The sequence below is a fragment of the Hydrogenophaga sp. FG152 genome (assembly GCF_057809615.1).
On the sequence record NZ_JBMDKH010000008.1, the window covers coordinates 142,194 to 154,233 of the forward strand.

Genomic DNA, 12,040 nt, shown 5'->3' on the forward strand with positions numbered 1-12,040 from the left:
GCCGGCGTGACGCACCCCGACACCCACTCCCCGAAACGCACCGCACTGGGCATCGCGCTGCTGGTCTGCGCCACGCTGTGTTTCGCGCTGCTCGACACCACCTCCCAATACGTGGGCCCCGCCGTGCCGGTGGTGATGGCGGTCTGGCTGCGTTACCTCACCCAGACCCTGATGACCACCGCCCTGCTCTGGCCGCAGCGTGGGCGCACGCTGCTGCACACCCGCGCGCCGGGCTGGCAGTTCGGCCGCGGCGTGCTGATGCTGGGCTCCAGCGTGGTGGCCTACCTGGCCCTGCGCCACGTGCCGGTGGGCGAGTTCACCGCCATCATGATGCTGGTGCCGCTGGCGGTCACGCTGCTGGCCGCGCTGATGCTGCGCGAACCGGTGTCCGCGCTCACCTGGGCGCTGGTGATCGGGGGCCTGGCCGGCGCGATGATCGTGATCCGCCCCAAGGGCAGCGATTTTCACGGCGCCATGCTGCTGCCCCTGCTGCTGGTTCTCGTGAACGCGGCCTATCAGATCCTCACCAGCCGCATGGTGCGCACCGAAGACCCGGGCACCATGCACTTCTACACCGGCCTGCTCGGCCTGGCCTGCTGCTCGCTGCTGCTGCCCTGGGGCTGGGCGCCGATGGCCGACTGGACGCTGTGGGCGCTCGCTGGTCTGCTGGGCGTGTTCGGCTCGGTGGGCCACTACCTGCTGATCCAGGCCTACCACCACGCACCGGCCTCGCGCCTCACGCCCTACCTGTACGCCCAGATCGCGTTCGCCACCCTCGCCGGCTGGGTGGTGTTCGGCTACGCGCCCGATGTCTGGACCGTGGTCGGCATCGCGCTCATCGCGCTGTGCGGCTGGCTGGGCGTGCGCCTGCGCAGGGGCTGAGCCCCCCGTTGCTCAGCGCGTCTTCAGGCGCATCTGATTGGGCAGCGGCATCGAGCGGCGCATCACGTCCTCGGCCAGCCACAGCGCCGAGCGGCGCGCGCGCTCGGCCACCACCGGCAGCGGCATCTGCTGGTAGTCGTCGTTGAACACCTCGAAGCTGTAGTCGCCCTCGTAGCCCAGCTTGTCGAGCTTGAGCACGAGTTCGGCCAGCTGCTCGCTGTGCACGCCCTCACCAGGGAACACGCGGAAGGTGCGCGCGGTGGCCATGCGCTCCTCGAAGGTCTTGGTCTCCTGCCACATGAAATCGGCCAGCTGCACCAGGAAGATCTTGGCCGGGTCGAGGTAGTCGATCTCTTCCAGCGAGGTCTTGGCCGCGAAGATGTGGAACGAGTCGATGCCCAGGCCGAGGTTGGGGCAGTCGGCGCGGCAGACCACGTCCCAGGCGGTGGTGAACTCGTTGACCGTGCGGCCCCAGGACAGGCCTTCGTAGGCGATGCGGATGCCGAAGGGAACCGCCAGCATGGCGAGCTTGCGCAGGTCGCGCGCGATGTGGTCGAGGTCCTGCGAGGCGTGCGCCGAGGTGGACGAGCAGGCCAGCAGCACCTTGCAGCCCAGCGCGGCGCACATTTCGAGCATGTTCTTGGCGATGTCCACCTTGTAGTGGTGCAGGTGGCCCGAGAGGCCCTCGAAGTCGCGCAGCACCTGGAAGCCGGTGCCGCGCAGGCCGCTGTCCTTCACGGCCTGCACGGCCGCGCCCAGGCCGCCGGGGTGGCCGACCAGGTCGTTCGCCTTGAGCATCACCTGCGAAAAGCCGGCGGCCTTCATGGCCGCCAGCTTGGCTTCGAGCGGGCCGGCCAGCGTGATGGTGTCCATGCCGAAGCCGCTGATGGCCTCGATGGAAGCGCGGTTCGGGCTCATGGCCTCACTCCTTCTCACTGTGCACCAGCTCGAACACGACCGAGCCCAGGTAGGTCTTGCTGATGGCGCCGCGCTGCTCGGTGTGCGCGGCCTGGGTCTCGACGAACTCCACACCGAGCGCGCGCAGCGCCTTCACGGCTTCGAGCACATCGGGCACGCCCAGGCCGATGCGCTGCAGGCGCTCGTCGGCGTCCACCACGTGCAACTCGGGTTCGATGAGCTGCAGCATGAAGCGCTGCGACGGGTCGAGCGCCGGGGTGCGCAGCAGCGTGCCCTTGGGCATGATGCCGAAGCGCTGCTCGTCGGGAATCAGCTCGGTGCCGAAGAGTTCTTCGTAGAACGCGATCCAGTCGTTGCTGCGCTCGGGGCCGATGTACTGCACGACACCGAAGAAGTGGATGCCGGCGGTGGCCGGCGGGTGCTGGTCGACCGAAGGAATCGGCACGAAGTCCACATCGTAGATCGAGAAGTCCTTGTAGCGGTCCACGAAATAGATGCGGCTGCCGCCCGCGCCGTGGATGGCCGGGATGTTGAGCTCCATCACCTGGGCGTGCGTGGGCACCGACCAGGCGCCGCGCTCGAGCACGTAGTGGTAGGCCGCGCGCGCGTCGCGCACCCGCAGCGCCATGGCCGAGATCGAGGGCACGTCGCTGCCGTGGCCGGCGCCCTTGGCGTCCACCGGGTTGGCGTTGACCACCACATTGAGCCCGCCCTGGCGGTACAGCAGCACCTCGCGCGAACGGTGGCGCGCCACCGGGCGGAAACCCATCATCTCCAGCACCTGGCCCAGCGCCTGCGGCTTGCTGGTGGCGTATTCGATGAACTCGACGCCGTCCAGGCCCAGCGGGTTGGCCGCGTCGCTGAAAGAGGCTTGCAGGGGCTCGCGGCCTTCCTGTGGGTTGAGCAGGAAATCACTCATGTCGACAACTCCGGAGATCAGAAAACGGAACAGGCCAGCGGCCGGGCCACCCCGCACTTTAGGTGTCAACCTCCGGCATGACCAGGGTTTGCACACACACTCCGATCGATGTTCGCACGCTTTCGTTCGATAAACGATCCAGACAAGGGTTTCTGATTCACCCCGGCGACACCACCGCGTTCAGCGCCCGGGCCCGCAGCGCGCAGCCCGTGGCCACCAGCGCCAGCAGGGCCGACAGCCAGAACACGCTGGCCAGCCCGAAGGCTGAGCTGAGCAGGCCGCCGCTGATGCCCCCCACCACGCCGGGCAGGCCGTAGCCCACCACGGTGTAGAGCGCCTGGCCGCGCCCGCGCAGGCGGCCGGGGAAATGGTGGGACAGCATGGCGATGCACACCGTGTGGTGCGCGGCGAAGGTGATGGCGTGCAGGGCCTGCGCCAGCAGCAGCACCGGCCACACCAGTGCGAAGCCGGCCGTGAGGCCCATGCGCAGCGACATCAGTGCGGCGGCCAGCACCAGCCAGCCCGAGAGCGAGAGCAGCGGCAGCCAGCGGCCCTGCGTGAAGAACCAGCCGATCTCGATCACCACCGACAGCGCCCACATCAGGCCGATCACGGTCTTGCTGTAGCCCAGCGAGTCCAGGTAGAGCGAGAAGAAGACGTAGATGAAGATGTGCGCGAGCACGTGGAAGAACACCGCCGCGAAGAACCAGCGCACCGGCGGCTGGCGCAGCACCGGCCACACGCCGGGCTGGGGCGCCTGCGTGGCGTGGGCGGGTTCGCGGAAGTCGGGCAGCAGCCAGGCGCTGACGGCCACGGCGGCGAGCGTGCCCAGCGTCCAGGCCGGGAAGTGCACCAGGCCAAAGCGCTCGAACCACAGGCCTGCGGCGACGACCGTGACCAGGAAGCCCAGCGAGCCCCATAGGCGCACGCGGCCGTAGCGCTTCGCGTCGAAGGCGCCGCTCTGGCTCACCAGGTGGGCGAGCGCGGCCTCGCTCATGGGCATCATGCCGCTGGTATGGCTGAACATGAGCAGCAGCACCACGAACAGCACCACGCCGCCCCCGTCGAACCACAGGCCCAGCGAGAGCAGCAGTGCGGTGGTGGCGCCAAAGCGCAGCAGGCGCACGCGCTCACCGGTGCGGTCGCTCAGCGAACCCCACAGGTAGGGTGCGAACAGGCGCGTGGCCGACTGCACCGAGGTCAGCACGGCGATGGCGATCAAGCCGAAGCCGAGCTCTTTCAGCCACAGCGGCAAGTAGGGGTTGAAAAAGCCGATGTGCGCGAAGTAGCTCGCGGACAGCGCGGCGAAAGGGAAGAGTTGGCGGCGCTCGACCACGGCAGGCCAGACGGCCGGGGGTTCAGCCGCGCGCCTGGGCCGCGATGTCCGGCGTGGGCAGCTGCACGTCGCCGCATTGCGCGCGGTGCAGCAGCGCGTGGTCCATCACCACCAGGGCCAGCAAGGCCTCGGCGATGGGGGTGGCGCGGATGCCCACGCAGGGGTCGTGGCGGCCCTTGGTGATGACTTCGGTGGGCTGGCCGGCCGTGTCGATGGTCTCGCGGGGAATCAGGATGGAGCTGGTGGGTTTGATCGCGATCTGCACTTCCAGATCCTGCCCGGTGCTGATGCCGCCGAGGATGCCGCCAGCGTTGTTGCCCTTGAAGCCCTCCGGCGTGAGGCTGTCGCCGTGCGTGCTGCCCCGGTGCGCCACGCTGGCGAAGCCGGCGCCGATCTCCACGCCCTTGACGGCGTTGAGGCCGAGCATGGCGTAGGCGATGTCGGCATCGAGCCGGTCGTACAGCGGCTGCCCCAGGCCGACCGGCATGCCTTGCGCCGTGACGCGCAGGCGCGCGCCGCAGGAGTCGCCGCTCTTGCGCAGCTCGTTCATGTAGGCCTCGATGGCCGACACATCGGCGACCGGGGCGAAGAAGGGGTTGTGGGGCACGTGGTCCCAGCTCTCGAAGGGAATGGCCAGCTCGCCGACCTGCGTCATGTGGCCGCGGAAGGTGGTGCCGTAGCGTTCCTTGAGCCATTTCTTGGCGACCGCACCGGCGGCCACGGTGGGCGCGGTGAGGCGCGCCGAGCTGCGCCCGCCGCCGCGCGGGTCGCGGATGCCGTATTTCTGCCAGTAGGTGTAGTCGGCGTGGCCGGGGCGGAAGGTCTGCAGGATGTTGCCGTAGTCCTTGCTGCGCTGGTCGGTGTTGCGGATCAGCAGGGCGATGGGGGTGCCGGTGGTCTTGCCTTCGTACACGCCGCTGAGGATTTCGACGGTGTCGGGTTCGTTGCGCTGGGTGACGAATTTGCTCGTGCCGGGGCGGCGGCGGTCGAGCTCGGCCTGGATGTCGGCCTCGCTGAGTGCCATGCCCGGTGGGCAGCCGTCGATCACGCAGCCAATGGCCGGGCCGTGGGATTCACCGAAGTTGGTGACGCAAAACAGGGTGCCGAAGGTGTTGCCGCTCATAGGTGGGTGATTATCCCTGAGGCACGCTGGTGCGTCGGTGGGCCAGTCTGGTGCATGCGATCGTGCCTGGGGGACGGGAACATTTTGTGCTTTGTGCTGCGGCGCAGCAGTTGGTTGCTGTCCATCCCCAGAAAGGAGCGTCCCATGCTTGATCGAACCTCCACCTTGTTTTCTCACGTGAAGGGCGGCGAAGGCGACTATGTGAGTGGCGGCCTGCGCGATTTTTTCCTGTACCGCGACCTGGGGATCGCCCAGGCGACGCACGGCAAGGTGATTGCGCATCTGGTGAAGGCGAATCTTCCGCCGGAGGAAGGCACGGGCTGGCACCGGCACGAGGCGGACTTCCAGATCGTGATCATGCTCAAGGGCTGGGCCCGCTTCATGTACGAGGACCAGGAGACGCTGGTGGAGGCCGGCGACTGTGTGCACCAGCGGCCTGGGATCCGCCATTACCTGTTCGACTATTCGCCCGATATGGAGTACCTGGAGATCGTGTCTCCGGCGGACTTCAAGTCGATCGATGTGGAGCCGGTTTGTGAGATTCCCAAGCCGACGCCTTGGGTTTGATTTCGCTCCTGCGTGCCTTTGAGGCCCCAGGGGCGGGCGATGGGCTCCGCGAATGTCCCCCGGCGGCGGGAGGCCGCCTCCTCCTTTACTTCGCTCCGCCCATCACCCACCCCTGGAGCCTTGCCACCATGCAGGCACGCAACCGTTTGATGCGCCAGCATCGCTTCGGATCGACCACCCGGGCGTTCTGCGCAGCGGGGTAAAGGAGGAGCCGGCACCAGCCGGCGGGGGACACCCGCGGAGCAGAGCGCCGGGCGTCCGTGAGCCCGCGAGGTCTAAGCCAGAAACGAACCCAAAGACCCGCTCCCTCGTATGATCGCGCCACCATGAACATCATCATCCTGGGCGCCGGCCGCGTGGGCGAAAGCGTCGCCGAAAGCCTGGTCTCCGAGCAGAACGACATCACCGTGATCGACATGGACCCAGCCCGCCTGCGCGCGCTGGAGGAACGGCTGGATCTGCGGGGCGTGGTCGGCAACGGTATCCAGCCCTCCGTGCTGCGCGAAGCCGGTGCGCAGGACACCGACATGCTCATCGCCTGCGCCGCGCACGACGAAACCAACCTGGTCGTCTGCAAAGTCGCCCACGACGTCTTCAACGTCCACAGCACCATCGCCCGCCTGCGCTCCCCCGAATTCACCGAAGGCGACGAATTGCTGGGCAAGAACGGCTTCGCCGTCGACCACGTGATCTGCCCCGAAGAGTCGGTGATGCGCTACATCCACCAGCTCATCAGCTACCCCGAAGCCCTGCAGGTGCTCGAGTTCGCCGACGGCCGTGCCAGCCTGATCGCGGTGCGCGCGGCCCATGGCGGCGCCCTGGTGGGCCACACCATCGGCGAGATCCGCGAACGCTTTCCCCACGCCGAAATGCGCGTCGTCGCGCTCTACCGGCTCGACGCCGAAATGGAAGCCACCCCGCAGACCCGCATCCTCGCGGGCGACGAGGTGTTCGTGCTGGCCGACACGCAGAAGATCCGCCACGTGCTGGGCGCGGTCCACCACATCGACAAACCCGTGCGCCGGCTCATGATCACCGGCGGCGGCAAGGTCGGCCTGCGGCTGGCGCGCAGCCTCGCGGGCCAATGCGAAGTGAAGATCATCGAACGCGACCTCCAGCGCTGCGAGTACCTGGCCAGCCAGCTGCCCTCGAACATGCTGATCCTGCAAGGCGATGGCGCCGACGAGGAACTGCTGCTGGACGAGAACGTGGGCGAGATGGACATGTTCCTCGCGCTCACCAGCGACGACGAGGACAACATCATGTCCGCCATGCTGGCCAAGCGCCTGGGCGCAGGGCGCGTGCTCTCGCTCATCAACCGCCGCGCCTACGCCGACATGATGCAGGGCAGCACCATCGACATCGCCATCTCGCCCTCGCAGGCCGTCATCGGTGAACTGCTCACCCACCTGCGGCGCGGCGACGTGGCCGCGGTGCACAGCCTGCGCCGGGGCGCGGCCGAAGCGCTCGAAGGCATCGCGCGCGGCGACGTCAAGACCAGCAAGCTGGTCGGTCGCAAGGTGGAGGAGATCAAGCTGCCCAAGGGTACGCGCATCGGCGCCATCGTGCGCGGCGAGGGCCGCAAGTCCGAGGTGCTGATGCCGCACCACGACACCGTGATCGAGACCGACGACCACATCATCGTCTTCATCCCGAACAAGCGCCTCGTCCGCGAGGTCGAGCGCCTGTTCCAGGTGAGTGCCACCTTCTTCGGCTGAAGACCCCCGCGCCATGTACAACGTGCTGCCGGTTCTCGCCGTGTTTTCGCGCATCCTGCTGGCGTTCGCGCCGGCTTTTCTGGTGCCGCTGGCCTGGGCCTGGTTCCTGGACGCGCGCGACCACGCCGCGGTCTGGGCCGTGGGCTTCGCGGTCACGGCGGCCTGCGGCCTGGTGCTGTGGCGCTACACCCGCCTGCACCGCCGCGAGCTGCAGACCAAGGACGGCTTCCTGCTGGTCAACCTGGTGTGGCTGGTGCTGCCGGCCTTTGCCGCCGCGCCGCTGCTTTACACCGTGCCCGGCATCGGCGTGACCAAGGCCTACTTCGAGGCCATGAGCGCGCTCACCGCGACGGGCGCCACCGCCATCTCGGGGCTCGACGCTTTGCCGGTCTCGGTCAATGTGTGGCGCTGCTTCCTGCAGTTCATCGGCGGCCTGGGCATCATGCTGCTGGTGGTCGCCGTGCTGCCTCTGCTGGGGCTCGGCGGTGTGCAGCTCTACCGGGCCGAGACGCCGGGGCCGATGAAGGACACCAAGTTCACGCCCCGCATCGCTGAAACCGCGCGCGGCCTCTGGGGCGTGTATGTGCTGCTCTCGGTGGCCTGCATGCTGGCCTACCGCTGGGCCGGCATGGGCTGGGCCGATGCCTTCATGCACATGTGCACCACCATGGGCCTGGGCGGCTTCTCGTCGCACGACGCCAGCTTCGGCTACTTCAACTCGCCCGCGATCGAGAACGTCGCCACCGTGTTCATGCTGCTCTCCGGCGTGAGCTTCATGCGCTACTTCATCGTGCTGCGCCGGCGTTCCCTGCGCCCGCTCACCGACGACAACGAGATCCGCACCTACGTCGGCGTGATGGCCGTCTCCATCGTGGTGGTGGCCGCGCTGCTGGTGGCGCACGGGGGCTACAGCGACTGGGCCGAGGCGCTGCGCACCAGCGCCTTTCACGTGGTGTCGATGGCGACCACCACGGGCTACGCGTCCGCCGATTACGCGAAGTGGCCGGTGTTCGCGCCGGTGCTGCTGCTGTTCCTGGGTTGTTTCGTGTCCTGCGCCGGCTCCACCGGCGGCGGCATCAAGATGGTCCGCATGGTGTTGCTGATCAAGCAGGCCCGGCGCGAGCTGGTGCGCATCATCCACCCGCGCGTGGTCAACCCGGTCACGCTCGGCGGCGTGGTCATGCCCGCCTCGGTGATGGCCGCCGTGCTGGGCTTCATGCTGATCTACGGCGCCACCACCGTGGGCCTGACCATGGTGCTGCTGCTCACCGGCATGGACGTGGTGACCGCGTTCTCCGCCGTGATCGCCACCGTCAACACCATCGGCCTGGGCCTGGGTGAGGTGGGGCCCACCGGCCACTTCGGTGGGCTGAGCTCGGTGCAGCTGTGGGTGCTGAGCTTCTCGATGCTGCTGGGCCGGCTGGAGTTGCTGACCGTGCTCGTTCTCTTCACCACCCACTTCTGGAGAAAGTAGGCCCACCCCTGCCGCGCTTCGCGCGACCCCCTCAAGGGGGCGGCGCCTGCGGCCTGGCGAAGCCAGTTCCCCGGCGCCTCTGGATCAAGACACGTCAGTTGCGAGCGGGGATCTTCAGGCCGCGCTGCACGGCGGGGCGCTGCTCGAAGGCTTCAAGCACCCGTTTCAGGTTCGGGAAGTCGGCGAAGCCCACGATCTCGCCCGCGCCGTAGAAGCCGACCAGGTTGCGCACCCAGGGCCAGGTGGCGATGTCGGCGATGGTGTAGGCGTCGCCCATCAGCCAGGCGCGGCTCTCCATGCGCTCGTTCAGCACCTTGAGCAGGCGCTTGCTCTCGTTCACGTAGCGGTCGCGCGGTCGCTTGTCCTCGTAGTCCTTGCCGGCGAACTTGTGGAAGAAGCCGAGCTGGCCGAACATCGGACCCACGCCGCCCATCTGGAACATCAGCCACTGCAGGGTCTCGTATTTGCCCGCCGCGTCGTCGGGCAGGAAGCGGCCGGTCCTGCCGGCCAGGTAGACCAGGATCGCGCCCGACTCCCAGAGCGCCAGCGGGCGCCCGTCCGGCCCGTTGGGGTCGAGGATGGCGGGGATCTTGTTGTTCGGGTTGAGCGAGAGAAACGCCGGCGACATCTGGTCGTGGGTGTCGAAGCTCACCAGGTGCGGCTCGTAGGGCAGACCGGTTTCCTCCAGCATGATCGAGACCTTCACGCCGTTGGGCGTGGGCAGCGAGTAGAGCTGGAGGCGATCGGGGTGGGCGGCGGGCCATTTCTGGGTGATGGCGAAGGTGTCGAGCGTGCTCATGGGCGGTCCTTGAAGTCGAAGACGAGAGGCGCCATTGGAACACCCGCTCGCCATGCCCCCACCCTTGCAAGGGGATCGATAATCGGTCCCTCATGCCCACGACGAAAGACGCCTGCCCTTGTGGCCTCGGCCCGGATTTTCCGCATTGCTGCGGTCGCTACCTCGGCACTGGCGTTCCCGCCCCTGACGCCGCGGCGCTCATGCGCTCACGCTACACCGCCTTTGTGCGCGGTGACGAGGCGCACCTGCTGGCCACCTGGCATCCGAGCCAGCGGCCGGCTTCCCTGGACCTGGATGGCAGCGTGAAGTGGCTGGGGCTCGAGGTGAAGCGCCACATACCGCTCGACGACACCCACGCCGAGGTCGAGTTCGTGGCGCGCTCGCGGGTGCAGGGGCGCGGCCAGCGCCTGCACGAGCGCAGCCGCTTCGTGCGGGAGAATGGCCATTGGTTTTATGTCGATGGAGAAATGAAGTGACGCCACGAACGAAGCAGCCTCAAACAGAGACATCGAGGATCCGGCTCCGCCGGTCCCAGATGTCGCCCCCCTCGAGGGGGGAGGCGCCGAGGGCGACGCAGGGGGTGCTCCATGTTTGATGCAGTTCTGTTTGATTGCGACGGCGTGCTCGTGGACAGCGAGCCCATCACCAACGGTGTCTTGCGCGAAGTGCTCAACGAGAGCGGCTGGGCGCTGACCCAGGCCGAGTGCATGGATATTTTTATCGGCAAGGCGGTGCGCGACGAGCGCGCGCGCATCGAGGCCGAGACTGGCAAACCGTTCACCGAAGAATGGTTGCAAGGCTTCTACGCGCGCCGCAACGTGCGCCTGCTGGCCGAGCTCAAGGCGGTGCAGGGCGCGGTGGAGGCGGTGACGGCCATCCACCGTCAGGTGGCCGGCCGCATCGCCTGCGCCTCGGGCGCCGACCGGCCCAAGGTGGTGATGCAGCTCGATCTCGTGGGCATGCTGCCGCTGTTCGGTGAGCGCGTCTTCAGCGGCCACGACCAGCCGCGCTCCAAGCCTGCGCCCGACGTCTATCTGGCCGCCGCCGCGCACCTGGGCGTGGACCCGGCGCGCTGCCTGGTGGTGGAGGACACGGCCACCGGCGCCCAGGCCGGGCTGGCGGCCGGTGCCACGGTGTGGGGCTACTGCCCCGAGGGGCATGGGCGCGCGTTCGAGGGCCTACCGGTGGCGCGCGTGTTCGGCCACATGGACGAGTTGCGCGAGCTGTTCGCTGCGCCACTCGCCCGGTGAGCGCCCGGTCCAGCCGCGAAACGCGCGGATGAAGCTCTTCTCATTCTGGAACCCGCAGGCCTGGGCCACCTGCTTGACCGGGCGGCGGGTGCGCAGCAGCAGCTCGGTGGCGCGCTGGCGCCGCACCTCGTCCTTCAGCGCCTGCAGCGAGGCGCCCTCGTCCTTGAGCTGGCGGTGCAGGGTGCGCGCCGAGACGTTCAGCAGCGCGGCTAGGTCGTCGGCGTTGTGGGCGTCCAGCGGCTGGGTCGCGAGCACCTGGCGCACGCGCTGCACCAGCAGGCGGTCGCGCCGGTAGGAGCGCACGGTGAGCGGCAGGGCGCGCTGCAGCAGCTGGTTCATGGCGGCCTCGTCGCGCCGCATCGGCAGGCTGAGGTAACGCGCGTCGAAAGCGATCGCGGCCTCATCCGCGCCGAAGGTGGCCGGACCGTCGAACAGCACGGCATACGCGTCCAGGTGCGGCGGCGGCGCATAGGGAAACTGCGCGCCCTGCAACGGGATGCGCGAATCCACGTACCAGCTCGCCAGGCCGTGGATGTTGCGCAGCACCGAGACCACGCAGAACTCGGTGAGCGGCCCAGGGCGGCGGTGCGGGCGCAGCACCAGCCGTGCGCGCTCGCCCACGGTCTCCAGCGAGAGCGCCACATCGTCGGTGATCAGGCCGTGGTGGCGGCACCAGCGCCGCAGCGCCATGCCCAGCGTGGGCGCCGAGAGGGAGGCGCGCGCCAGCATGCCGTAGCTGCCCCACGGCAGGGCGCGGCTGAAGCAGCCCAGGCCTTCGTCGTCGAGTTCGCGCATGGCGGCCTCCGACACCGCTTCCATCTGCGCCGCGGTGATGCGGGCGTCCGGTTGATCAACTTTCCCTGGCGGAATTTGTGCCAGTTCGAGCGCACCTGCCGGGTTCATGCTTCGCGCGCGGTAGGCCGCCACCATGGCACGAACAAAAGCCATGGGGGTGAGGGCGGGGGTCAAGGCGGGAGGCATGGCGCCAGTTTCGCCAGATCCGGCGGTATTTGCAACCTGCATGGCAGACCGTCCCTCATCCGCGTGTCTATCC

General features: G+C 68.3%; 12 protein-coding genes. 6 read left to right on the forward strand and 6 right to left on the reverse strand.

The window, feature by feature from the left end; genetic code table 11:
• Positions 1 to 6 precede the first annotated feature (6 nt).
• Complete coding sequence (locus tag ACODTB_RS11860; RefSeq protein WP_291121706.1) at positions 7 to 882, forward strand: DMT family transporter; 876 nt, start codon at positions 7 to 9, stop codon at positions 880 to 882.
• A gap of 12 nt (positions 883 to 894) precedes the next feature.
• Here the strand turns inward: ACODTB_RS11860 and ACODTB_RS11865 are convergent, their stop codons facing one another.
• The 4 genes from ACODTB_RS11865 to aroC all read right to left on the reverse strand — a co-directional run bounded on the left by ACODTB_RS11865 (position 895) and on the right by aroC (position 5,178).
• Positions 895 to 1,800 carry a sugar phosphate isomerase/epimerase family protein gene (locus ACODTB_RS11865; protein WP_291121707.1) on the reverse strand — a complete coding sequence of 302 codons (906 nt, stop codon included), beginning with the start codon at positions 1,798 to 1,800 and terminating at the stop codon, positions 895 to 897.
• Positions 1,801 to 1,804: 4 nt separating this feature from the next.
• Positions 1,805 to 2,719 carry a 4-hydroxyphenylpyruvate dioxygenase gene (locus tag ACODTB_RS11870; RefSeq protein ID WP_488929360.1) on the reverse strand — a complete coding sequence of 305 codons (915 nt, stop codon included), beginning with the start codon at positions 2,717 to 2,719 and terminating at the stop codon, positions 1,805 to 1,807.
• A 157-nt stretch (positions 2,720 to 2,876) separates the two neighbouring features.
• Positions 2,877 to 4,055, reverse strand: a complete 1,179-nt coding sequence (locus ACODTB_RS11875) for an MFS transporter (protein ID WP_488929361.1) — start codon at positions 4,053 to 4,055, stop codon at positions 2,877 to 2,879.
• A 22-nt stretch (positions 4,056 to 4,077) separates the two neighbouring features.
• A complete protein-coding gene (aroC, locus tag ACODTB_RS11880; protein WP_291121089.1) occupies positions 4,078 to 5,178 on the reverse strand; it encodes a chorismate synthase in 1,101 nt (366 codons plus the stop codon).
• Between the two features lie 144 nt (positions 5,179 to 5,322).
• Between aroC and ACODTB_RS11885 the strand changes: the two genes are divergently transcribed.
• The 3 genes from ACODTB_RS11885 to ACODTB_RS11895 all read left to right on the forward strand — a co-directional run bounded on the left by ACODTB_RS11885 (position 5,323) and on the right by ACODTB_RS11895 (position 8,937).
• Positions 5,323 to 5,745, forward strand: a complete 423-nt coding sequence (locus tag ACODTB_RS11885; protein ID WP_291121091.1) for a cupin domain-containing protein — start codon at positions 5,323 to 5,325, stop codon at positions 5,743 to 5,745.
• Between the two features lie 326 nt (positions 5,746 to 6,071).
• Positions 6,072 to 7,463 (forward strand): Trk system potassium transporter TrkA, encoded by a 1,392-nt coding sequence (gene trkA, locus ACODTB_RS11890; protein ID WP_291112990.1) that lies wholly within the window; start codon positions 6,072 to 6,074, stop codon positions 7,461 to 7,463.
• Between the two features lie 13 nt (positions 7,464 to 7,476).
• On the forward strand, positions 7,477 to 8,937 hold the full coding sequence (locus ACODTB_RS11895) for a TrkH family potassium uptake protein (RefSeq protein WP_291112988.1): 1,461 nt from the start codon (positions 7,477 to 7,479) through the stop codon (positions 8,935 to 8,937).
• A gap of 94 nt (positions 8,938 to 9,031) precedes the next feature.
• Here ACODTB_RS11895 and ACODTB_RS11900 read toward each other — a convergent pair whose 3' ends face one another.
• Entirely contained in the window at positions 9,032 to 9,736 is a 705-nt protein-coding gene (locus ACODTB_RS11900) for a glutathione S-transferase N-terminal domain-containing protein (protein ID WP_291112986.1), read from the reverse strand.
• A gap of 92 nt (positions 9,737 to 9,828) precedes the next feature.
• Here ACODTB_RS11900 and ACODTB_RS11905 point away from each other — a divergent pair, with 92 nt between their 5' ends.
• Both ACODTB_RS11905 and ACODTB_RS11910 read left to right on the forward strand, forming a co-directional pair.
• Positions 9,829 to 10,212, forward strand: a complete 384-nt coding sequence (locus ACODTB_RS11905) for a YchJ family protein (protein ID WP_291112984.1) — start codon at positions 9,829 to 9,831, stop codon at positions 10,210 to 10,212.
• Positions 10,213 to 10,323: 111 nt separating this feature from the next.
• Positions 10,324 to 10,986, forward strand: a complete 663-nt coding sequence (locus tag ACODTB_RS11910; RefSeq protein WP_291112982.1) for an HAD family hydrolase — start codon at positions 10,324 to 10,326, stop codon at positions 10,984 to 10,986.
• Here the strand turns inward: ACODTB_RS11910 and ACODTB_RS11915 are convergent.
• Positions 10,915 to 11,934, reverse strand: coding sequence for an AraC family transcriptional regulator (locus ACODTB_RS11915; RefSeq protein ID WP_488929362.1), 1,020 nt, complete (start codon positions 11,932 to 11,934; stop codon positions 10,915 to 10,917). The two genes, ACODTB_RS11910 and ACODTB_RS11915, sit on opposite strands and share 72 nt — an antisense overlap.
• Between the last annotated feature and the right edge of the window lie 106 nt (positions 11,935 to 12,040).